The sequence below is a fragment of the Pseudomonas sp. CFBP13528 genome (assembly GCF_005233615.1).
Lineage (GTDB): Bacteria > Pseudomonadota > Gammaproteobacteria > Pseudomonadales > Pseudomonadaceae > Aquipseudomonas > Aquipseudomonas fluorescens_AM.
This window is the reverse complement of the sequence record NZ_QGAJ01000010.1, coordinates 124135-146991: the sequence shown is the minus strand read 5'-3', so window position 1 is coordinate 146991 and position 22857 is coordinate 124135. Positions and strand designations below refer to the sequence as shown.

Annotated in this window: 21 protein-coding genes and 2 pseudogenes; 11 read left to right on the top strand and 12 right to left on the bottom strand. The window is 55.3% G+C overall.

Annotated features, from left to right (window positions below; all coding sequences use genetic code 11):
- Positions 1-182 precede the first annotated feature (182 nt).
- From PspCFBP13528_RS18735 to PspCFBP13528_RS18705, 7 genes are all read left to right on the top strand, one after another.
- Positions 183-587, top strand: coding sequence for a helix-turn-helix transcriptional regulator (locus PspCFBP13528_RS18735; protein WP_137201200.1), 405 nt, complete (start codon positions 183-185; stop codon positions 585-587).
- Positions 588-667: 80 nt separating this feature from the next.
- Positions 668-1138, top strand: a complete 471-nt coding sequence (locus PspCFBP13528_RS18730; protein WP_137201199.1) for a hypothetical protein — start codon at positions 668-670, stop codon at positions 1136-1138.
- Between the two features lie 79 nt (positions 1139-1217).
- A complete protein-coding gene (locus PspCFBP13528_RS18725; protein WP_137201198.1) occupies positions 1218-2042 on the top strand; it encodes an inositol monophosphatase family protein in 825 nt (274 codons plus the stop codon).
- Positions 2043-2905: 863 nt separating this feature from the next.
- Positions 2906-3238, top strand: coding sequence for a transposase (locus PspCFBP13528_RS18720; protein ID WP_137201197.1), 333 nt, complete (start codon positions 2906-2908; stop codon positions 3236-3238).
- On the top strand, positions 3235-3570 hold the full coding sequence (gene tnpB / locus PspCFBP13528_RS27920; protein ID WP_137201196.1) for an IS66 family insertion sequence element accessory protein TnpB: 336 nt from the start codon (positions 3235-3237) through the stop codon (positions 3568-3570). The genes PspCFBP13528_RS18720 and tnpB overlap by 4 nt, the downstream gene beginning before the upstream one ends.
- An 83-nt stretch (positions 3571-3653) precedes the next feature.
- Positions 3654-5180 carry an IS66 family transposase gene (locus tag PspCFBP13528_RS18710; RefSeq protein ID WP_137201195.1) on the top strand — a complete coding sequence of 509 codons (1527 nt, stop codon included), beginning with the start codon at positions 3654-3656 and terminating at the stop codon, positions 5178-5180.
- Positions 5181-5232: 52 nt separating this feature from the next.
- A complete protein-coding gene (locus tag PspCFBP13528_RS18705; protein ID WP_130903563.1) occupies positions 5233-5661 on the top strand; it encodes a DUF4304 domain-containing protein in 429 nt (142 codons plus the stop codon).
- Positions 5662-5723: 62 nt separating this feature from the next.
- On the opposite strand, the gene PspCFBP13528_RS18700 is transcribed toward PspCFBP13528_RS18705, so the two are convergent.
- Positions 5724-6443: a metallophosphoesterase gene (locus tag PspCFBP13528_RS18700; RefSeq protein ID WP_241669119.1), complete on the bottom strand. Its 720-nt coding sequence runs from the start codon at positions 6441-6443 to the stop codon at positions 5724-5726.
- Between the two features lie 880 nt (positions 6444-7323).
- Here PspCFBP13528_RS18700 and PspCFBP13528_RS18695 point away from each other — a divergent pair.
- Positions 7324-7926, top strand: a complete 603-nt coding sequence (locus tag PspCFBP13528_RS18695; RefSeq protein ID WP_241669118.1) for a hypothetical protein — start codon at positions 7324-7326, stop codon at positions 7924-7926.
- Between the two features lie 23 nt (positions 7927-7949).
- Here the strand turns inward: PspCFBP13528_RS18695 and PspCFBP13528_RS18690 are convergent.
- Positions 7950-8822 (bottom strand): annotated as a pseudogene (locus tag PspCFBP13528_RS18690) (cache domain-containing protein); the annotation flags it as partial.
- Here PspCFBP13528_RS18690 and PspCFBP13528_RS18685 point away from each other — a divergent pair.
- Positions 8811-9167 (top strand): annotated as a pseudogene (locus PspCFBP13528_RS18685) (aromatic amino acid lyase); the annotation flags it as partial. The pseudogenes PspCFBP13528_RS18690 and PspCFBP13528_RS18685 sit on opposite strands and share 12 nt — an antisense overlap.
- Before the next feature lie 46 nt (positions 9168-9213).
- Here the strand turns inward: PspCFBP13528_RS18685 and PspCFBP13528_RS18680 are convergent.
- Both PspCFBP13528_RS18680 and PspCFBP13528_RS18675 read right to left on the bottom strand, forming a co-directional pair.
- Entirely contained in the window at positions 9214-10449 is a 1236-nt protein-coding gene (locus tag PspCFBP13528_RS18680; RefSeq protein ID WP_137201192.1) for an FAD-binding oxidoreductase, read from the bottom strand.
- 12 nt (positions 10450-10461) lie between these two features.
- Positions 10462-10809: a RidA family protein gene (locus tag PspCFBP13528_RS18675; protein WP_137201191.1), complete on the bottom strand. Its 348-nt coding sequence runs from the start codon at positions 10807-10809 to the stop codon at positions 10462-10464.
- A gap of 740 nt (positions 10810-11549) precedes the next feature.
- Between PspCFBP13528_RS18675 and hisC the strand changes: the two genes are divergently transcribed.
- On the top strand, positions 11550-12686 hold the full coding sequence (hisC, locus tag PspCFBP13528_RS18670) for a histidinol-phosphate transaminase (RefSeq protein WP_137201190.1): 1137 nt from the start codon (positions 11550-11552) through the stop codon (positions 12684-12686).
- Positions 12686-13423, top strand: coding sequence for a histidine utilization repressor (gene hutC, locus PspCFBP13528_RS18665; RefSeq protein WP_137201189.1), 738 nt, complete (start codon positions 12686-12688; stop codon positions 13421-13423). Before hisC ends, hutC begins: the two co-directional genes overlap by 1 nt.
- 265 nt (positions 13424-13688) lie before the next feature.
- Here hutC and hutH read toward each other — a convergent pair whose 3' ends face one another.
- The 8 genes from hutH to PspCFBP13528_RS18625 form a co-directional block, all read right to left on the bottom strand.
- Positions 13689-15221 (bottom strand): histidine ammonia-lyase, encoded by a 1533-nt coding sequence (hutH, locus tag PspCFBP13528_RS18660; protein ID WP_137201188.1) that lies wholly within the window; start codon positions 15219-15221, stop codon positions 13689-13691.
- Positions 15218-16909, bottom strand: coding sequence for a urocanate hydratase (gene hutU / locus PspCFBP13528_RS18655; protein ID WP_137201187.1), 1692 nt, complete (start codon positions 16907-16909; stop codon positions 15218-15220). The genes hutH and hutU overlap by 4 nt, the downstream gene beginning before the upstream one ends.
- 183 nt (positions 16910-17092) lie before the next feature.
- On the bottom strand, positions 17093-17857 hold the full coding sequence (locus tag PspCFBP13528_RS18650; RefSeq protein ID WP_137201186.1) for an ATP-binding cassette domain-containing protein: 765 nt from the start codon (positions 17855-17857) through the stop codon (positions 17093-17095).
- A gap of 16 nt (positions 17858-17873) precedes the next feature.
- The gene (locus PspCFBP13528_RS18645) at positions 17874-18584 is read right to left on the bottom strand and encodes an ABC transporter permease (protein ID WP_068933319.1); all 711 of its coding nucleotides are present in this window, start codon (positions 18582-18584) and stop codon (positions 17874-17876) included.
- Positions 18581-19309 (bottom strand): ABC transporter permease, encoded by a 729-nt coding sequence (locus PspCFBP13528_RS18640; RefSeq protein WP_137201185.1) that lies wholly within the window; start codon positions 19307-19309, stop codon positions 18581-18583. Before PspCFBP13528_RS18640 ends, PspCFBP13528_RS18645 begins: the two co-directional genes overlap by 4 nt.
- Positions 19310-19364: 55 nt before the next feature.
- The gene (locus PspCFBP13528_RS18635) at positions 19365-20147 is read right to left on the bottom strand and encodes a transporter substrate-binding domain-containing protein (RefSeq protein ID WP_101220338.1); all 783 of its coding nucleotides are present in this window, start codon (positions 20145-20147) and stop codon (positions 19365-19367) included.
- Positions 20148-20690: 543 nt separating this feature from the next.
- Entirely contained in the window at positions 20691-21623 is a 933-nt protein-coding gene (locus PspCFBP13528_RS18630) for an AEC family transporter (protein ID WP_101220337.1), read from the bottom strand.
- Positions 21620-22786 carry a pyridoxal phosphate-dependent aminotransferase gene (locus tag PspCFBP13528_RS18625; RefSeq protein ID WP_137201184.1) on the bottom strand — a complete coding sequence of 389 codons (1167 nt, stop codon included), beginning with the start codon at positions 22784-22786 and terminating at the stop codon, positions 21620-21622. Before PspCFBP13528_RS18625 ends, PspCFBP13528_RS18630 begins: the two co-directional genes overlap by 4 nt.
- Between the last annotated feature and the right edge of the window lie 71 nt (positions 22787-22857).

Genomic DNA, 22857 nt, shown 5'->3' with positions numbered 1-22857 from the left:
GATGACTCAGCGATGTACGCTGAGCAAAGACTGCGAGACGCTAGAGAGGCGGCGCGAAAATCCCAACCTAGTCTGGTGAGTGAAGCCACTCCAATCCCCATACCGTGATTGGCTTCACATGGCTAAAATGGCTCATACAGCGTAACCACGCTAAAAGGGACTGGCTAATCAGGAACGTGTTTATGACGCTCAAAATTGCTTTTGCTGCCGTGCTAAAAGCGATGCGCGCGGGCAAAGGATTGACCCAGAAAAATCTTGCGGAAGTCAGCAGTCGAACATACGTTTCGAAACTAGAGCGCGCCCAGTCAAGCCCCACGCTGGAGATGATAATGGCTTTGAGCGGCCCGCTCAGAGTAAGTCCTATGACCCTGGTCGCCATTACTCTGTGCGCTGAGTCGGGAGAGTCCGTTGACGCTTTGCTGCGTCGCACCCAAGAGGAATTGGCGAGCCTAGGCCATGAGGGAGTTCTCAAAAATCTGGCGATTTCGTCGTGTGACGAGTTGCCAGCGCGACCTCGCTCTCGAAAGCCCCAAAGTCATCGCTCAGTGACGAACTCCCAGCAAGTTGAATTTTGTTTCGCTGAATAGACGCTTTTCATTGCCATCTAATCAGACGGCAGACACGGCTGCGGTCGTGGCCTACTTTGGAAAATCCAAGAGGTCGAGTAATGCGTAATTTCGATCTTGACCTTAGTAGGGTTACCTACGAGCACTTCATCACCGGCAAGGCAGCCATAAATTTCCCGAGGCCTCACATCACTTCGGGTGGATGGCACTACCTAGCATATTGGAACAGCGAGGTCGGTGAGGCGAAGGTGTCGCTTGCTGGTATCCACTACCCCGACACGGCATTTTGCTTTGGTGACACGGGCATCTTGAACGCCACCGATGAACTAGAGCGGAGGGGGTGGAAGACCGATCACCAGATCTATATGGCCGATCACTTCCGCGCGACCGGAGATATGGTTCTCAAGTGGGGGCTAGGCCGTTCAGAGTTTTGCAACGTCGAGCTGTCAGAATGGTTTCCGGACGATCATGATTTAGATGCCATGGTCGGAATGCTCAAAGGTGCCATCAACAAACTGGAAAACGTTCAAGGTGATCGTCTCAGTCGATGGCTTGGTTCGCAGCTCCTGTAAGATGGTAGGAGCTTTGTCTATTTGTTTAGGGACAAGGCATCACCCTTCACTCCTCCGCCCGTTAGCTCGTCAGGTCGCCATGATCAATAAACAACTGCAGCAGATTCTTCCCCAGGTGATCGAAGTTGTGGAGCGGGCGGGTTTGTTATTGGCAGAGGAATGTGTACGTCCGGAAGGCCGTAGGGGTTACGGTGATAAAGCTGAAATCGACGTCGAAATTGAGGTATTTCTCCGTGAGAAGTTGCTAAAAATTTTGCAATGCGATTGGTGGGGTGAAGAGACCGGCCACGTACTTTCCGGCAACTCCTTCTGCTGGGTAGTTGACCCGAATGACGGTACAAGTGATTTTCTGAAGGGACTGTCGGGCTCGGCTGTCTCGGTAGGACTACTTCATGACCTTCAACCTGTCTTGGGTGTGGTGCATGCGCCATTAACTCCGGATGGGAAGGCAGATAGCATCAGCTGGGCCGCAGGTATGGATCACTTGGTTAGGAATGGAGCCCCGATCTATGTCGACCTTTCGAAACAGGTGCTTTCGAAGGAGTGCATGGTGATGGTGAGCGCTGCTGCTGGCAACAAATCGCAGACCAATCGCGAGCTCTGTGCGCCGGCAGGTTTTTACCCCATGCCATCGATTGCGTACAGACTGGCTAAGGTCGCTGCTGGGGATGGAGTTTGCGGACTGTCTCTATATCCGGTGTCAGCCCATGACGTAGTCGCGGGGCACGCATTGCTGATTGGTGCCAAAGGCGTTTTGGTCGACGAATACGGTGATCCCATTCAATACCGTACTGAGGTAGAAATGCTGAAGGTTTGCCAACGATGCTTCGGGGGTGCGCCCAATGTTTGCTCGGAACTAGCGAGTCGCGACTGGGCTAAAGTCTTTGAGACGTCGGCGAACTAAGTCGCTTTGAAAAGCGGGATCATCACTTACACATTGGAGATGGCACATGGCCGGTTTTTTTCGACAAAAATTGATGTCTTTTGGAATCAAAAAGTAGCCGCGACTGACGTCGCAAAGGTGCGATCAGCATACACAACACTGGCTTCGCCGCCCTCCATCAAGCATTCCAACGCAGAGAAACCGGAAATCAGAAGCCAAAAGATGAAAAGCACAAGGAGCGCAAACCCATAGAGCAACATCAAGGCAATCGGGTCGATTGCCCCACAGCTCAAGGCAGGCCGAAAAAAAGGGGGATTTTTGGAGAACGTCGCTTTTTGTTTGTTTTCAAATATAAGGCCTCCGGTTTGAAATTTTACTTTCAAGGGGGCGGGGAAAATATATTTTCGGTTTGTGTGGCGAAAGCGTCTTGAAGAACCATTTTGTGAAGTCTAGAGCAGTAAATCAGGCGCCGAAAAGCCGCTGAAGCAGCTGCTCCGTCTGCGTTCCACTGTACCTTGCCTTCAGCTCATCAAGCTTGGCACCTCTACGCTCGCCAGCAAGTAAGCTAAGCCCGTGCAACGCGTTAATGAGCTTCTCAGATTCAGCGTCCTCACCTCTCATGGTGATCCACGCTGAGTTCACTTGCTTGGCCAAGGCTTCAGCCTTACCGCTAAGGCTCTGCGATTCAATCAACCTGTTGCCATTTACTTCTGTCTTAAGCTGACTGATGACGTGCTCCAGCTCCTGTAGCTGCTCTGAAATGCTCTCTGCGCTATCAAGCGTAACCGTCCGGGCAACACACCTTCCTGACACCGTCGCTTGAGGCGATGGTGTCCACCTAAATTTAAGTGGACACCATTTCTAGCCTTTTTAAGCGGACGCCCATGCCACAAGAACGCCGTTCCTATTCCAAGTCCTTTAAGGCCCAGGTAATCGCCGAGTGTGCGCAGGCTGACACCTCGATTGCCAATGTCGCCTTGACCCACAATCTCAACGCCAACCTCGTCCATAAATGGATACGCGTGCATGCGCAGAAAAACCTGACACTTCAAACCGCCTTCATCCCGGTCAAGACATCGCCGCCGGTGCCGATGCATCAGGCCCTTCCTGCCACGATCCGAATCGAAGTGCCGCATTCAAAAGGCGTAGTCGTGGTGAGTTGGCCGGCAGAAAATGCAGCGGCGTGTTCTGCTTTCCTGCGAGACCTGCTGCGATGATCCGCATCGACTCCATCTGGCTCGCCACCGAGCCCATGGACATGCGCGCCGGCACTGAAACTGCGCTGGCGCGGGTCGTGGCGGTGTTCGGTGCGGCGAAGCCGCACTGTGCTTATCTGTTTGCCAACCGTCGTGCCAATCGCATGAAGGTGCTGGTGCATGATGGCTTGGGGATTTGGCTTGCAGCCCGGCGCTTGAATCAAGGGCGTTTCTTTTGGCCGGGCGTGCGGCACGGCTCTGAAGTCGAGTTGGATGCAGAGCAACTTCAAGCCTTGGTGCTCGGCTTACCTTGGCAAAGCGTCGGTTCCGGAGGAGCCATCACGATGCTCTAGCTCGCCTGCCATGGCCTGCTTGCCAGCGCAATTGGCCCATCAGTCTATCGCCGCCACTAGCCCTCTCTGGCAAAATCGGCGGCATGACTTCGCATCCGAATCTCGATCAATTAAACCCTGAAGAACTGCGTGCCTTGGCGGCGCAGTTGATCCAGCGCGTCGAGACGATGGACAAGCAAATCACTCATCACAAGTCGGTCAACGAGAAACTGGCCCACGAGATCGCGCTGCTCAAGCGCTTCAAGTTTGCCAAGCGCAGCGAGCAGTTGAGCCCGGATCAAGCCAGCCTGCTCGACGACTTGACCGATATGGATATCGCCGCTATCGAAGCCGAACTTGAGGCGCTGCAACCGGCACCTGTCGAAGCCAAAGTGCGCCAGCAACCCAAGCGCGCACCGCTGCCACCGCAGTTTCCTCGCACACTGATCCATCACGAACCGGACAACAGCCACTGCCAGTGCGGCTGCGCCCTCAAGCGCATCGGCGAAGACGCCAGCGAAAAGCTCGACTACACGCCCGGCGTATTCACCGTCGAGCGTCACATCCGTGGAAAGTGGGCCTGCGAACAGTGCGAAACGCTGATCCAGGCGCCGGTACCGGCGCAGGTCATCGACAAAGGCATCCCGACAGCTGGCCTGCTGGCCCACATCATGGTGGCCAAGTTCGCCGACCATCTGCCGCTGTATCGCCAAGAGAAAATCTTTGGCCGCGCCGGGCTGCCCATCGCCCGTTCGACCTTGGCGCAGTGGGTGGGCAACTGCGGCGTGCAATTACAGCCGCTGGTTGATGCGCTGCGCGAAGCCGTGCTGACGCACGGCGTCGTTCACGCCGACGAGACGCCGGTACAAATGCTGACGCCTGGCGCGAAAAAAACTCATCGCGCTTACGTCTGGGCCTATGCCACCAGTCAGTTCTCCGGCCTGGCGGCGGTCGTTTACGACTTCAGCCCGAGCCGCGCTGGCGAACATGCCCGAGCCTTCTTGGGCAGTTGGAACGGCAAGCTGGTCTGCGATGACTTTGCCGGCTACAAGGCAGGCTTTGAACTGGGCGTTACGGAGATCGGCTGCATGGCCCATGCCCGCCGGAAGTTCTTCGACTTGCACGCGACCAACAAGAGCCAGGTCGCCGAAAAAGCGCTGCACTACATCGCGGCCTTGTACGACGTTGAACGAGAAGTCCGAGAGCTGGAGCCGGGTGATCGGCAGCGAATACGGCAGGAAAAAGCAGCGCCAATCGCCGACGCACTTCATACCTGGATGACCGCCCAAAGACAGCTTGTGCCTGAGGGTTCGGCCATCGCCAAGGCGCTGGATTACAGCCTCAAGCGCTGGATAGCGCTGATGCGCTATCTCGATGACGGTGCTGTGCCCATAGATAATAACTGGTGCGAGAATCAAATCCGGCCGTGGGCTCTTGGGCGCTCGAACTGGCTGTTCGCGGGCTCGTTACGCAGCGGTAAACGTGCGGCGGCGATCATGAGTTTGATCCAGTCGGCGCGGCTCAACGGGCATGATCCGTATGCTTACTTGAAGGATGTTCTTACACGCCTGCCTACACAGCGGGCGAGCGAGATTACTGAGCTTCTGCCGCATAAGTGGACGTCCACCTAATCGCTGAGCGTATTACCGAACACCTTCCTCTTTTGCCAAATAGAGTAATGCAATGGAACGTGAAAAAATCGATGCAGCATTAAAGGAGCATGTCATCCCTATCCTTCGCAGCATGGGGTTTAAGGGATCGCCTCCCCATTTTCGCCGCAATACAGGACAGCAAATTGATCTGATCACGTTTCAATTTGATAGGCATGGAGGGGGATTTGCCATTGAGGTAGCTGTTAGCCCCGCAGAGGGAGTGACTATGTCGTGGGGTGAACAGATCCCGCCAACAAAAGTGGTCGCGGCACACCTGCATCCGAATAAGCGTATCCGTTTAGGGGCGGTTATGGGAGGCGATCACTGGTTCAGATATGACAATAAAGGAAACAGTACTACTCGGTTCGCAGATACGGCCCGCGAGGTTCAGCCTTACCTGAGCGGCGAAGCATCTGATCACTGGGCCAAAGGCCCCCTCCCGGACACCAAAAGCTCATAAATGCTCCACCGCAACCGTCAACAGGGGCGTCTTGCTCGCGCCATCGGCCTAAGATGATTCCGTCAAGACGTGTCTACCGGACGGTTACTATCAAGCGACGCAGGATGCCCATCAACATAAATAGTATCTTCTTGGACACAGTAGATTGCCAATGGGCCGTCCCCTCCTCCCGTGCAGTCAAGCGCGAGAAAATTTCCCAGTCTCAGCGGTTTCGGAATCCACGTATGTCCCGTACAAACTCTCCAGATGCCTGGAACACCATCACGATAATGCTTGATGATCCGTTCTCTGCCCCACAGAGCGATCTCTTCGATCTGAGTATTGTCTAGGCTCCCAACGAACTCCTGCCAAGAAATCCCTGCTGGCACATCGGCGTGAACGACACCGACCAAGCCACGTGCGGACTGAATTTCTATGGCGGTGGGAAGCTGTTCCAGCTTCTCGATCACCATTCCTTTCGACTCATCCGCGATAGTTGACCACCATCCCGCGCCGTGGGAGCTGTAGCGTGCTTGTGGGTTCTCACGGTAAGCGTTTATCAGCATCTGCTCGTGATTGCCTTGGACACAAAAGAACCAAGGTTCGCCGAGCAGCTTTAGGCCATCTAGCATCCCGGGCCCACGGTCGATCAGATCACCGACAGCGATGACCCGATCAATCGCACTGTCAAAGCCGAGCGCACGAAGCCCCTTGTGGAGCTCGGTGGTTTTGAAGTGGATATCACCGACTACAAAGTCACGACCAAGGTAGTTTTTGGGGAGGCGTAAAAGCGCCTGCTTCATTTTGGATCGGTACTCCGGAGTGTTTGCCGATGGGTCGATTTATTAGCTTAATTGTACTCCCTCGTCAGCAGAATGAGCGCCGCTAACCTACCCTCCCACCACTTTTCGAGCTGCTGGCGGCGATGGCTTGATGGCTATGTGATACTATTGAAATTGATAGTTTTCCTCGGATCATCAGTTGTTGCAGGTAGTAAAGCTGGTACAGGTTTCAATCAATCAAAACATCACTCCATACAACGACGGAACGTTTCGATGTCCTTTCTCGTGCCAATCTTACTCGCGCTCCTGACCTATCCTTTTCTGCAAAGCCGCCTTTGCAAAGGACAATACAGTTTTGCGAAAACCTATTTCGGATGGGGGCTACTGGGGACAGTTGCACTGTCGATCTGCATTTTCTGGCTGCTTGGCCCGATCTTCTTTCAACAGGATCATGGCAGAGGTGATAGGGCAATTTCGGTCACCTTCAGGATTTAGAGTTTCGCTACTACTCTCTACATGATAGGGGTCTGCATGGGTCTCAATCACATCCGAAAAAGAGACGATCGACCGCTTTTTAACCTCTACATCATCATGCTCATCGTCTGCGCTGCTTTATGTTTTCTATCAAGCTTAGCGGCAGCGCCCGTTTACTGGTGTATTTACGGAGTGACGGCCTTCATCGCATACAAAATTCGGACAAACCAAAATTCTGGGGCATCGCCCAAATCTCGGAATGACTGAAGGAAGCGCAAGCGAGAAACCCACGTGACGTTCCGTTTGCACGCTAATTCATCGAATGCCTTTGGGGCAGCTTTATACAGGTAAGGGCAACTTGATTAAGCACGCGTCTGAATTCAAGGAAATATCAGGCCTGCACAGACAGACTTTCGAAGGAGCAACAATGACGCAGCAGCATTCAACGGCCTGGATGGTCGAAACAGCCTATCGCTACTTGAAGGCCGCTCAACATATGCAAAGAGGCTTTGACATGGTCGATGTGGCGCAGATAAACGCTGCCATCGGTATAGAAATCATCCTGAAAAGCTTTTGCTCCAAGCCCAGTGGAAACCTTGGCCAGATTAACGAAACCTACGAATTGGACAATGCGGCCCTCAAGACCGCACATGGTCATTTGCAAAACCTTAACAAGGTTCCAAGTGACCGCAAAAATCCTGACAAGCATGACCTGTTGACCTTGTTTCATTCGGTACCTGCTCAAATTCGGCAGCAGCTTCGCATTGATCAGTATGAGGGCGTAATCGAGACATACCGGCACATCTTCACTGCCGCGCGGTACCCATATGAGCGAAACGCCCAAAAAATGGTCGACGACGTCTTAATTGAAGTTCTCGACGAATTGGTCACACGGGTTAACGCTTGGTATGGGGACTTGGGGTGGCAAAATAACTACCTCTATTACGATGGAGCGCACCCAGAACTAGCGGATTGGGAGAGCGCCGGCGAAATAGAGCTAAGCTACGGAGACCTTTCAAAAGGGTATTAACCTGGAATTACACTAAAGTCAGTCAACCCTGTCAGATTGGTGGCCTGAGCCATGACTTCGTCGCGTTTGATCAGCCCGATGAAGCGCCAGCCCAGGCTTTCAGAACTGACCACATTGACCATGTAGGGCACGCCATCGATCTCAACCTGGGTCACGCCATCGCCACTCTTTGCCAGCTCGGTATAGCCGGGGCCCAGATCGGCTAGGGGCTTGAAACTATTTTTGGCATTCGCCGGATCGACCAGAACGTTGCCGTTGGCTTCGACCATCATCAGGTACCCGCTGTCGCCCAGCTTGATGGTTTTAACCAGTTCAGTCAGTTGCTTGAGCGAGACGTCCACGCCGACGACACCCACAGGGTTGCCGCTGGGGTCGGCGAAAGCGCGAACCGTGCTGACCAGCACCATGTCATCCGGTGCCCAATAGTAAGCGCTCGTGCGCACGGTTGAGCCTGGCGCGGCCGCCACGGCGGTCTTGTACCAAGGACGTACTCGGGGGTCGTAGCTGGCCATTTTCGGGTCGTCGGGCCAACCGGCAAAGCCGCCGTCTTCGAGCCCCAGGGAAATAGACGCAGTGGTCGGATGGGTCTCGGCAAATCTATCGAAAATAGCCTGGAGTCGCTGATCCGCTTCGGTCACAGGCGTTTGCTCAGCATTGGCCGCGGTATAGTTTTTCAATCCCTTGACGGTGGCGATTCGAGGATCCTTGGCCAGGTATTCGACGTTTTGGCGGATGCTTTCAAAGAACTGCTTCATACCGTTATCGATCTGGCGAATTTCACGACCGCTGCTATCCAGGAAATTGGCCTGTGCCGCGCTCCGCAAGTTCAATACGACAAGCACCGCAACCAGAATCACCGGAAGGCAGGCGATGGCGGCAAATTCAATGGCACACAGGTGTCTACCGCATACGCATTGCGTGGTTTGTTCGAGGGCGAAGATCTGTTCGCTGGCGCACTGGTCATTGGTGGTTTGACAGTTGAAGCAGTCTTGGGCTCGCGCTCGCCGTTCGACGCTCGCATCCATGCCGCTCGTGGACAAAAAAGCCAGATCGACACCGCTAGCGCTTACCGTGACTTGCTGGGCGAACGCAGTGAAGTTTCTGATTCGCACCAGAACTGCGGCAAGGTTCAGGATCCGTACTCCCTGCGTTGCCAGCCGCAAGTCATGGGAGCGTGTCTGACCCAGTTCCGTCAAACCGCCGAAGTGTTAGTCGTCGAAGCTAACGCCGTCTCCGACAACCAGTCCGACGGAGATGGGCGAGAAAGTTCATGCACTGCTGCTCAGCTCAGAAACGTCCGGGAGCAAAGGGTGCCGGATCGACCACAGGCGCCTCGCCCATCATCACTTCTGCGAGCAGTCGACCGCTGACCGGGCCTAGCGTAAATCCTTGATGGGCGTGGCCGAAATTGAACCAGAGCCCTTTATGCAAGGGCGCCGCGCCGATCACCGGCTTCATGTCTACAGTGCAGGGTCTGGCGCCGCTCCAAGGCGTGCGCTCCACCTGGGGGCCTAAGGCTAATACCTGCCGTGCGGCCCGCTCGGCCTTGCCCAGTTGCACCGGTGTTGGAGGTGCACTCAAGCTGGCGAATTCCGCCCCCGTTGACAGGCGAATACCGCGCTTCATCGGCGCCAGCATGTAGCCTTGTTCGGTATCCAGCACCGGGCGGCTCAATGTCGCGCCATCGGCAAAGTGAGCGTGGTAACCACGCTTAACGAACAACGGAATGCGGTAGCCCAACTCGCCAAGCAGTTCGTGAGCCCAAGGGCCCAACGCCACGACCACCTGCGACGCGCCGACTGATCCAGAATCGGTGTCTACGCTCCAACCGGCTCCCGACTGACGCAACGATCGCGCATCGCCACGCAAAATATCCCCACCTTCACGAACGAACAGATCGGCATAACGCTGCACCAACTCACCCGGCTCAATGCACGTCCAGGGTTGCAGCCAATGAATGCCCCCCACCAATGCATCGCTCAACGCTGGTTCCGCCGTTCTGAGCGCGACACCGTCCAGATGCTCAGACAACACGCCGTGTGCACTCACGCGTACCGCGCGCTCCACCGCCTCATCGAATTGCTGTGGGCTACGAAAAGCCTGGATCCACCCTTTGCGCACGATCAGGTTTTGCGAACCGCTTTGATCAATCAACTCCGAATGCTCGCTGATCGAGTGCTCAATCAGCGTGCGAAAGGCATCTGCAATGGCCTGGTAATGCCTAGGCGCGGAGTTGGCCCAATACCTGACCAAGGCAGGCACGTATTCAGGCATCGCGCGCAAATGGTAATTGACGCCAATGTCACGCTTGGCTGCCACGTTTATCAGGCTGGCAAGATCCCTCGGGAACGCATAAGGCTCAATGGCCTCACGCTGAATGATGCCTGCGTTGCCGAACGACGTTTCACGCCCCGGCAAACCTTTGTCCACCAGCGTCACCGCGCAGCCACGGCGTTGCAAATGCAACGCCGTGCATACGCCGACAATGCCGGCACCCAGTACCACCACTTGTTTTTCGTTCACGCTGCCTCCGAATCAAGCACGCTGTTGCGCGATGACACTGATCTCGACCAATGCATCGACCACAAGGCCGGCGCAGACGGTCGCGCGCACTGGCAGGTTGGCCGTGAAGAATGATGCATAAGCCCGATTGAATTCGGCGAAATTACTCCGGTCGGTCAGGTACACGGTAACGCTGACAACATCGTCCAGCGACAGCGATTCGGCTTCCAGCGTCTGGGCAATACGCATCAAGGTCAAACGTGTTTGCGCTTCGATACCTTCAGGAAAGCTACCGTCCTCACCAAAAGGCAATTCGCCAGACAAAAAAACCAGGCCCTGGCTGTGGCGGACTTTGGAAAAGGGCAGATTACTAACGGTCATGGCAGTTCTCTCTTGGGTAATTCAAGGAGGCGCCCATCAACGAGCACCGGTTGTGAATCATCGATTCGACTTCAGCGGTTTTTACGGTAGGCCATTGAGTCATGCATACGCTTGAGCACGTGTTCCCCCTCGCGGACACCGGACACATAGATCAGGAGCGAACAGCGGCTTGAGATCATGTCGACTCGTTGCTTAATAGGTTCAGGAGGGGTGAAACATGTGTTTTAGCCTGAAACACCAATCATGTATATACAAGATTAAGCATTTATCATGCCGCTCGATCAAAAAATGCGCCATAAGCCTAAGGTAGAGCGACTTACCCTCCTCTCGCGATTAGAACGCTTTAGGTGCCCCGACACTAAAGGTTTCGTTTTTTCCCACCAGGCATCATGGGTAACACTCCAAGCGCAACCAGCGGTTACATAAGGCTAAAAAGTAGCGATCATCAGCCTGGTCAACTTCGCTAGAAACAAGCCTGAACTGCGGAATCAAAAGCAGCTCAGACATATTGGCCTGCATCTTGCCTTACCGGTATATACAGGCACATACAGATGTCTGCTGCGTGATCATCCTGCTCCCCAAGGATGTTACTCATGAATGTACTGATACCGCTCAGCCCCATTCAACGACCAGCCGTACGAGATCAGCCATAACGCCGAATAGCCGCGTCTGCAGCAACTCTTGCAGAACTGCCTAGATCGTAATGCCTACCAGCAAGACACTAATGAGGTTAACCCTGTATGAATGCCAATGACTTGAACCTGCTTGCCCGCGCAGAAGTGCGCGAATTGGCCAGTTACAACGCCGGCCTCGCCTCGGATGCTGTGCGCAAGCGTTTCGGCCTGACTCGCGTCGCCAAACTAGGCAGCAACGAAAACCCGATGGGCACAGCACCCGCCGTTAGCGCCGCAACGGCTCGAGCTTGCAGCGAAATTGCGCTATACCCCGATGCTGGCTGCCAGGCATTACGCTCTGCACTCTCGAAAAAGCTCGACGTACCCGAGAATCAATTGGTGTTCGGCAACGGCTCGGAAGATTTGCTGAGCGTCATCAGCCGCGTGTTTTTAGACCACGATGACGAAGTAGTTACCGTGGTGCCATCTTTCGGGTTGCACTTCATATACCCAATGGCAGCCGGTGCCCGGGTGGTAGGTGTTCCCATGACCGACAGAGGCACCTTCGATGTAGCGGCAATGATCGCTGCACTCACCCCCCACACCCATGTGCTGATGTTTTCATGCCCGTCAAATCCGGTCGGCTGCACCTTAAGCGCCGACGAGTTGCAGCAACTGCTCGACGCATTGCCCTCGAAGTGTCTGCTGGTGTTTGATGAGGCCTATTACGAATACGCGCAGTGGGAGGCCGAGTACCCAGATTGCCTCGGTTTGATTCAGGCCAGCGGCAAACCGTTTATCCTGCTGCGGACTTTCTCCAAGGCTTATTCCCTGGCAGGTTTGCGCATCGGCTACGGTATCGTCAGCGATCCACTGCTGGCAGATCTGATTAACCGCCTGCGCACCCCGTTCAACGTCAACAGCGTGGCACAAGCTGCAGCGATTGCGGCACTGGCAGATGATGGTCATCTAAACGCCTGCCTATCCCATGTCGCCAGCGAACGCCAGCGGCTGGAAGTAGCGCTGCACGAGCAAGGCATTACGACCGCACCGTCCTTGGCCAACTTCCTGTTTTTTAGCACGCCTTATCCGGCCGAAGTAATCAACCAAGCACTGCTGCGTGAAGGGGTTATCATAAAACCGTGGCGCGAAGTTGGATACACTGAGTACTTGCGCGTCTCTGTCGGAAGCTGTGAGGATAACGACCTTTTCCTCCAAGCACTGGCAAGCGTCCTTGCCGCACTTGAAACACGGACTGACTAATGATCAAAAATGCACCACAAGCGCTCTACCGGCGTGCAAAGGATTATGTGCAAGACCAACTTCGCGCGGGCGTTTGGAAACCTGGTGACCTGATTTCTTCAGAAAACCAACTGGTGCAAGAACTGGGCATTTCGCGCATGACCGTCAACCGGGCCTTACGCGAACTGACCGAAGAAGGTCATCTGGTCAGGATTTCAGGCGTTGGCACGTTCGTAGCCGAAAGCAAACCGCAATCAAACTTGCTGCGTATCACGAACATTGCCGACGAAATCCTCGCCAGAGGTCACAGTTACACCTGCCGTGTGCTGCACTTGGGGCGCGAATCGGCCTCAATGCCGGTGGCCTCCGCATTGGGCCTGACCACCGGTTCTTCAGTTTTTCATCTAGTCTGTGTTCACAGCGAAGAAGGCGTGCCCGTGCAACTCGAGGATCGTTACGTCAATCCCGAGCTGGTGCCAGAATTTCTGAAGCAAGACTTCGGGGAGCACTTGCAACCCGCCAAATACCTGTTGCGCGTCGTCAAACCCGATGAAATGGAGCATATCGTCGAAGCCTGTCACCCAAGCATTGACGAAAGCAAACATATGCAGATCGACGCCAACGAACCTTGCTTAGCACTTATCCGCCGCACTTGGAGCCAAAGCAAAATTGTGACTTACGTGCGCTTGGTTCACCCCTCCTCACGCTATCGACTCGGCAGTCGCCTGCCGGTAAACGGGGCGCATAGAGACAGTTGATGCCTGAAGGCATCTGATGAACTGTTCCATCATAAACCGGGATCGAAATGCCATTGCTGCTTCTACTTTCCGGACAACCTCTTGACGCAGAATTTCACCAGTGAGTTTCCTGCACTACAAAAGTGAAAAAGCTCCACAGCTACGACAACTGCCTGTCGCCGATAGCTGTAGAGCAAAAAAACTGCATAAACACTGTAGCTCTCGTGCGGGATGACTCGAGCAATTCAGCTTGCTCACACAGGAGCCAAACGCCCCTTCCCCCCGATTACAAGCTAGGCAGCAACTTTGGCAACACCAGTTCGTTCAAGCACCGGGAAGCCAACAGCTCGCTTGCTGCGTTGATATCCGGCGCAAAGAAGCGATCTTTGTCGTAGTAAGCCACTTTGCTGCGCAGGCTGGTGCGGGCAAGCTCCAGCTTCGTCGAGGTCTTCAAGCCTTCGCGCAAGTCAAGGCCCTGACACGCAGCGAGCCACTCAACAGCGAGGACGCCGCGAGTGTTTTCAGCCATTTCCCATAAACGCTTGCCCGCTGCAGGAGCCATTGACACGTGATCCTCCTGATTCGCGGAAGTTGGCAGGCTATCCACCGAATGTGGATGCGCAAGTGCCTTGTTCTCACTGGCCAGCGCCGCTGCGGTAACTTGGGAAATCATGAAGCCGGAGTTCACACCGCCGTTGGCCACCAGGAATGGCGGCAATTGCGACATGTGCTTGTCCATCATCAGGGAAATACGCCGTTCGCTTAGCGAGCCGATTTCCGCTATCGCCAATGCCATGTTGTCAGCAGCCATGGCCACAGGCTCGGCGTGGAAGTTGCCACCGGAGATCACATCGCCTTCGACAGCGAAGACCAATGGGTTATCGGAGACGGCATTAGCTTCGACGACCAATACCTCCGCAGCTTGACGGAACTGGGTCAGGCAAGCGCCCATGACTTGCGGCTGGCAACGCAGGGAGTACGGATCCTGAACCTTGCCGCAGTTCTGGTGGGAGTCGGAGACTTCACTGCGCTCGCCGAGCAAGTCTCGGTAGGCGGTAGCACTGTCGATCTGGCCTTTCTGGCCACGCGCGGCGTGGATGCGTGCGTCGAACGGCGAGCGCGACCCCAGAACCGCTTCAACAGTCAGAGCACCGATCGCCAGTGCGCCAGCGAACAGATCTTCGCCCTCGAACAAACCACGCAGTGCATAAGCGGTGGATACCTGCGTGCCGTTGAGCAACGCCAGCCCTTCCTTGGCAGCCAGTGTCAGTGGCGTCAGGCCGGCGACTTTCAGCGCCTCGGTTGCTTCCAGCCATTCGCCCTTGTAACGAGCCTTACCTTCACCCAACAGCACCAGCGACATGTGGGCCAAGGGTGCGAGGTCGCCGGATGCACCGACCGAACCTTTCAACGGAATGTGCGGATAAACCTCGGCGTTGATCAAAGCGATCAGTGCTTCGATGACGGTGCGGCGGATGCCGGAGAAACCACGGCTCAAGCTATTGACCTTGAGCACCATGACCAGCCTGACCAGCGCGTCACTGATCGGTTCGCCAACACCGGCAGCGTGGGACAGAACCAGTGAGCGCTGGAGGTTCTCCAGGTCTTCGGTAGCGATGCGGGTCGAGGCCAGCAGGCCGAAACCGGTATTGATCCCATAGGCGGTGCGGTTCTCGGCGAGGATTTGTTCCACGCAAGCAACGCTGGCTTCAATCTGGGCCGAAGCACTGTCATCGAGGGAGATGTTGATCGGATGCTGGTAGACGTCGCGCAGTTGGGCAAGGCTCAGTTGGCCAGGGATGATGTTGAGTGTGTTCATGCTTTTGCTCCTTTAACAGAGGTGATCATTGGCAGGTTCAAGCCTTGTTCTTTGGCACAATCTATTGCGATCTGGTAACCCGCGTCGGCGTGACGCATCACGCCGGTCGCCGGGTCGTTGTGCAGCACGCGTGCAATGCGCTCAGCCGCTTCGTCGGTACCGTCGCAGACAATCACCATGCCCGAGTGCTGAGAGAAGCCCATGCCGACGCCGCCGCCGTGGTGCAGGGAAACCCAGGTCGCGCCGCTCGCGGTGTTCAGCAGTGCGTTGAGCAGTGGCCAGTCGGACACGGCGTCGGAACCGTCCTGCATTGATTCGGTTTCGCGGTTTGGGCTGGCCACGGAACCGGAGTCCAAATGGTCGCGACCGATGACGATCGGCGCCGACAACTCACCGCTACGCACCATTTCGTTGAATGCCAGGCCCAGCTTGGCGCGCAGACCCAGCCCTACCCAACAGATTCGTGCCGGCATGCCCTGGAAGCTGATGCGCTCGCGCGCCATGTCCAGCCAGTTATGCAGGTGCGCGTCGTCCGGGATCAGCTCTTTGACCTTGGCGTCAGTTTTGTAGATGTCTTCAGCGTTACCCGACAGCGCAGCCCAGCGGAACGGGCCGATGCCACGGCAGAACAGCGGACGGATGTAGGCCGGTACGAAGCCCGGGAAGTCGAATGCGTTTTCCACGCCTTCTTCCTGAGCCATCTGACGGATGTTGTTGCCGTAGTCGAAAGTTGGAATGCCCATTTTCTGGAATTCAAGCATCGCTTTGACGTGTACGGCCATCGATTGCTTGGCGGCTTTCACTACAGCGGTAGGCTCGGTTTTGGCGCGAGCGCGATACTCTTCCCAAGTCCATCCGGCCGGGAGGTAACCGTTTAGTGGGTCGTGGGCGCTGGTCTGGTCGGTGACCATGTCCGGGCGTACGCCGCGCTTGACCAGTTCAGGCAGGATTTCCGCCGCGTTACCCAGCAGGGCGATGGAGATAGCCTTGCCTTCTTTGGTGTATTTGGCGATGCGGGCCAGTGCGTCATCGAGGTCTGTGGCTTGCTCGTCGACGTAACGGCTGTTCAGGCGGAAATCGATACTGACTTGCTGGCATTCGATATTCAGCGAGCAGGCGCCGGCCAGGGTTGCCGCCAGTGGCTGGGCGCCACCCATACCGCCGAGGCCTGCGGTCAGCACCCAACGACCCTTCAGATTATCGTTGTAATGCTGGCGACCGGCTTCTACGAAGGTTTCGTAGGTGCCCTGGACGATGCCCTGACTGCCGATGTAGATCCAGCTGCCGGCGGTCATCTGGCCATACATGGCCAGGCCTTTGGCGTCGAGTTCGTTGAAGTGTTCCCAAGTGGCCCAGTGCGGCACTAGGTTGGAGTTGGCGATCAGCACGCGCGGGGCGCTGCTGTGGGTCTTGAACACGCCGACCGGCTTGCCGGATTGCACCAGCAGGGTCTCGTCGTCGTTTAGATTGGTAAGGCTTTCGACGATCTTGTCGTAGCATTCCCAATTACGCGCCGCACGACCGATGCCACCATACACCACCAGTTCTTTTGGGTTCTCGGCCACTTCCGGGTCGAGGTTGTTCATTAACATGCGCAGTGGAGCTTCGGTCAGCCAGCTTTTGGCGGTCAGCGTGTTACCACGCGCGGCGCGGATTTCGACATTACGGAAATGGGATGGCTTGCTCACCGGTAATCCTCTCGAAATGACTTTCTCAGCCTATTTATTGGTTTAACGCTACAGGTCACGCATAAATATAATCATGTATATACAACCATAATCAAGCGAATTTTACTCGAGCATGGTCACTGACGAAGGGCAAGGTAATTTGGAGCTAATGAGCGACCGAAGAGTCGCTCGAAGGCATAGCGGTTACTTGAGGTTGCCGCTAAGGAACTGCTGCAGGCGCTCGCTCTTGGGGTTACCCAAGACATCTTTAGGTAAGCCCTGCTCTTCCACGAGTCCTTGGTGGAGGAACAACACCTGACTCGACACCTTGCGCGCGAAGCTCATCTCATGAGTCACCATGATCATGGTTCGACCTTCTTCGGCCAGACCCTGGATAACCTTGAGCACCTCGCCGACCAATTCTGGATCAAGCGCCGAAGTCGGCTCGTCGAACAACATGATCTCAGGCTCCATGGCCAAAGCCCGAGCGATAGCGACCCGCTGCTGCTGCCCGCCAGAGAGAAAAGCCGGATACTGGTCGGCAACGCGAGACGGCAAACCTACCTTGTCCAGATACCGCCGAGCACGCTCCTCAGCATCTTTCTTGCTGATACCCAGGACGCGGCGTGGAGCCATCGTGATGTTGTCGAGCACGGTCATGTGGCTCCAGAGGTTGAAGTGCTGGAACACCATCGCAAGCCGTGTGCGCAGCCGCTGCAGTTCAGAAGCGTCGGCCACATGCATGCCGTGGCGGTCATGCATCATGCGAATCGGCTGGTTATCCAGGCCCATGGCGCCGTCGTTGGGCGTTTCCAAAAAGTTGATACAACGCAAGAAGGTGCTCTTGCCCGACCCGCTGGCGCCAATCAGGCTAATCACATCGCCGGTCTTGGCGTTTAGGGAAACGCCTTTGAGTACTTCGTGGCTGCCATAGCTTTTATGCAGGTTTTCAACGGTCAATTTGTACATGTTCAAACACCCTGAATTAATGAGCCGGGCCGAGGAAAGACAGCCAGCGGCGTTCAGCCAGACGGAACAGGCCAACCAGAGAGAAAGTGACTGCGAGGTAAATCGCGGCGGCGATACCGAACGACTGGAATGTCAGGAACGTTGCCGAATTGGCATCCCGGGCGACCTTGAGAATGTCCGGCACAGTCGCAGTGAACGCGACTGTGGTCGAGTGCAGCATCAGTATGACTTCGTTGCTGTAGTTCGGCAGCGATCGGCGCAGCGCAGATGGCATGATGATGTAGGCATACAACTTCCAGCCGCGCAGTCCGAATGCCTTGGCCGCTTCGACCTCGCCGTGATTCATGTTACGGATCGCCCCGGCGAAAATTTCCGTGGTGTAGGCGCAAGTGCTCAAAGCGAAGGCAAGAATGGTGCAGTTGATTGCATCGCGGAAGAATGCGTCGAGCATGGGTTGCGCGCGCACCGCTGCAAGGCTGTAGATACCGGTGTAGCAGATCAGTAGCTGTATATACAGTGGCGTACCGCGAAACAGATAAGTGTAGAACTGTACCGGCCAGCGCACCCATACGTTGCTTGAGACCCTGGCAATCGACAGCGGGAGTGCCATCAAAAAGCCCAGGAAAAGCGAAGCACTTAGTAGCCACAGGGTCATCGCTAACCCGGTGATGTGATAGCCATCGCTGTAGAGGAAAGGCTTCCAGTATTCCTGCAGAAGTTCGATCATCGCACGGCCTCCCGGGTGCCTGCGGCATAGAGGATTTCCAGCCGGCGCAAGACGTAGTTCGATGCAGTGGTGATGACCAGATAGATCAAGGCCGCCAGCACCAGGAAAAAGAACAGTTGATAGGTGGTCTTGCCGGCGTCTTGAGCCACTTTCACCAGGTCGGCCAACCCAATAATCGAGACCAACGCGGTGGCTTTGAGGATGACCATCCAGTTGTTGCCGATACCCGGTAAGGCAAAACGCATCATCTGCGGGAACAGTACGTAGCGGAAACGCTGCGCGCGGGTAAGGCCGTAAGCAGTGGCCGCTTCCATCTGGCCACGCGGCACGGCGAGGATGGCGCCTCGGAAAGTCTCAGTGAAATACGCACCATAGATAAAGCCCAGCGTGATCACGCCGGCACTGAATGGATTGATCTCGATGTAATCCCACCCTAAGGCTGAGGTCAGCTGGGTGAGCCAGGTCTGTAAGCTGTAGAAGATCAGCAGCATCAGAACCAGATCCGGCACTCCACGAATCAGCGTGGTGTAGGCCTGTGCAGGGACGCGCAACAGCGCCGACGTTGAAAGCTTGGCACTGGCACCGATCAGGCCGAAAATCACGCTTAGCAGCAAGCAAAGGAAGGATAACTTGACCGTCATCCAGGTGCCTTGCAGCAAAAGTGGGCCAAAGCCCTTGAGGCTGAAGCCCGACAGCCCCAGCATCTGCAATAGGTTTTCTAACATGGGGAAGCCCTTCGTCAATCAGGAAAACGCCCATCCGTGAATGGGCGCAGCGTCGTTATTTGCCGCTGTAAATATTCTGATCACCGAAGTGTTTCTTTTGGATGGCCACGTAGGTGCCGTCGTCGTGGAGCGCCTGTATGCCTTTGTTCACTAGGGCTTTAAGCTCGGCATTGCCTTTGAGCAGACCGATCGCCGTTTTTGCTGGCAGCAGTTCGTGATGGACTGGCTTGCTCACTTCAAAGTCAGCGCCTTGCGGGGACTTCAGGAAACCCATTTCAGCTTGCAGCATGTTCTGAATCGAGGCATCGAGGCGACCCGTGACCAGGTCAGCATAAACCTGATCCTGGTTGGCGTAGGCCTGGGTTTTTACCCCGGCCTTGTTCAGCACGGCCTTGGCGTAGGCCTCCTCGGTGGTGCCTTGTTCATAGCCAACGGTTTTGCCAGCCAGCGTCGTGATGTCTTCGCTCAAGGCCGAGCCTTTCTTAAAGACGAAGGATGTTGGCACCGAGAACAATTCGTTGGAGAAATCGATGACTTTTTCCCGCGAAGAAGTCACGGTCATGGCAGAAATCACGCCGTCGAATTTATTGGCCCTGAGGCCAGGAATCATCCCGTCGAAATCACTTTCTACCCATTTGCACTTGACCTTCAGTTCAGCGCAAATCGCGTTACCCAGATCAATATCAAAGCCCACAAGGCTGCCGTCGGCGGCCTTGGATTCGAAGGGTGCATAGGATGGGTCGACTCCAAAGCGCAACTCCTTGTACTCCTTGGCAACGGCAATACCAGCCGCCGCGCACAGAGCCAATACTGATAAGGTCAAAATAGATTTTTTCATTGTTTTTATTCCTAATAACCAACAGAAGCGCTTGGGGCGCACGAGTACAGTTATGGAGCGCGTGTGGCATTACGCTGAACACACAGCCCCCAGGTTGCGGACAAACGTGTCGAGACACATGGTCGACTCTAGCGCGCAAATACATACTTGTACAGACAGGCCTAGGCAATCAGTCATCCTTTGATCTGATCGATTCCTTTCTGGGGATTTAGAAGACGCTAGAATTGCCTGTAAATAGGGGTTATCGGAGGTTTTTTCTCTAGAGGTCAGGAGGACAGTCAACCTCTTTAATCTCGATATGCGCCATGTGGCTGAGTTCGGGAGATGGCGTAGGCGGTTGGAGGCGGATCAGCATCGACCTATCGCGGACATGATCCTGAAGCCCCCTCGGCGACCCGGATGACTCCAAGCTCGAGATAGAATCTGAATTCGTACTACTGCCACAATCTCGGCGTAATAGAAGAAAAAAACGGATACGGCTCAAAAGTGGTGCGCGAAACATCCCGCATCAGGACGGCATCGTTGAACGCTTTTCGTAAATGCCTAGAAGTCAATCCATTGGGTCATTACCACTATGACAATGGGAAGAGCGACGCCTGCGAGAAGGGTTTGGCAAGCGATGATCCCAGCCATTAGTGGCGCATCTCCGCCCAACTGACGAGCCATGATGTAGGAGGATGAAGCGGTCGGCAGCGCCTGGAACAGGAGTGCTGCAATGGCAGCTTTCCCTTCAAGCCTGAACAGATGACAAGCTCCAAGCGTGACGAGCGGCATGACTAAGAACTTCACCAGAGACGAATAGCCGACCGGGCGTAGCCATTGCTTAATGCTCCCGAACTCAAGCGCGGCACCCACGCAGAGTAAACCGAGCGGCAGTGACGCTTGACCCAAGGCTTTGAGCATCGGCTCGATACCAACTGGTAGCCCCCAGCCTAAGACCTGGATCAACCCGCCGGCGAAGCAAGCGAGTACAAGTGGGTTCAGTGCCAACTGCTTGAGCACTTTGCTAAATGTCATTCTGCCGCTAGATCCGAACCTTGCGAAAACAAGTACGCACAGGATGTTAACTGTAGGCACTATCGCAGCGTTCGCGACGGCTGCCAGCGCTACGCCTTGCACACCAAACAAACCCGCCGCGGCAGAAACGCCAACGTAATTGTTGAAGCGTATGCCACCCTGAAAAACTGACGTGAATGTCGCATTGTCCCGAGTGATCAACGCTCTTGCTCCCAATAGCATTAGCGACACGACTACAGTCGACAATATAAGCACCGAGACCATGCTTTGAATGGGCACTCCATCAAGCTTGGCGGTCGCCAGTCCGTGAAAGAAAAGTGAAGGAAGCAATACGTAATATGCCAAGCGCTCTGCCTGCGCCCAGAAGGTATCCGCTAGAAATTGACGATGCTTGAGCCATGCGCCCAGCGCGATCAAAAAAGCGATGGGTAACAAGGCAATCAACAAAGAAAGGGTCATGCGCCCGCCTTGATTTTTTGCACCAAACGTTCACAGCCCGCGGTCAGGATGGACTCATCGGTAGCAAAGGAAAGCCTGAGATGTCCTGGCATCCCAAAAGCGCTACCTGGAACAGTTGCTATGCCCGCCTCAAGGAGCTTGAGCGCGAAGGCCTGATCATCATTGATCGTTTTGATCCTAGGAATAAGATAAAACGCGCCTTCTGGACATGCGACATCAATAGCTTCGCAGGCCCGCAGGATTTGGAGCGCGGCATCACGTCGCTGTCGATAAATTGCATTTCGCTCGCCCACCAACGCTTGAGGCCCAGTCAATGCGGAAACCGCCGCCAACTGGCTCAGGGTGCTGGTCTGAGTACAGTTCTGTGATTGAACCGAGCTGATCGTCGTGATCAATGACGTTGGCCCACACCCCCACCCCACTCGCCAGCCGGTCATTGCGTAAACTTTAGATACGCCATCCACGATCAGGATACGGTCTCTCAAATCAGGCGCCACCGCCGCCAACGTTTGGTAGGGATCATCCGTGTAACGAATTTCTGAATAAATGTCATCTGATAGCACCATCACCCCTGGATATCGACGCAGCACTTCGGCGATGGCCAACAGTTGCTCACGTGAGTAGAGCGCTCCTGACGGGTTGCCCGGCGCATTCAAGACGATCCACTTGGGCGACGTTGCCCGGCTAAGCGCTGCATCCAAATGCTCTGCAGTGAGGCGAAAACCTTGTTCTCTTGTAGTCGAAACAATCAGCGGTCGCGCGCCGCACATCTTGATCATGGCGGGATAACTCGCCCAATAGGGCGCGGGCACGATCACCTCGTCGCCACTTTTGAGGGTCGCTTGAAAAGCGTTGTAGATGATTTGTTTGGCGCCACAGCCGACGGCCACTTGATCATCGGCGTAATCGAGGTTTCGAATTTCTTTCATGCGCATTCGGATCGCGCGACGAAGTGGTTCAATACCGTTAGACGGTGAGTAGGTCAGGCGACCGCTGAGCGCAGCGTGCGCAGCTTCAAGAACGTGTGGCGGCGCGTTGAAGTCTGGCTCGCCCAATGTCAGGTCGATGACATCCCTGCCCTGCGCTCGCATCAACGCCGCTCGCTTTGCCATGATCAGGATAGGAGACTGCAGGATATTGTCTGCGGTAGGTGGAGTGCTCATGTCGCCCTCAAGAATGCGTCTGGATGGGCACCACGATAAGAAGTCGGACTCTAAAATAAAAACGATTTAAA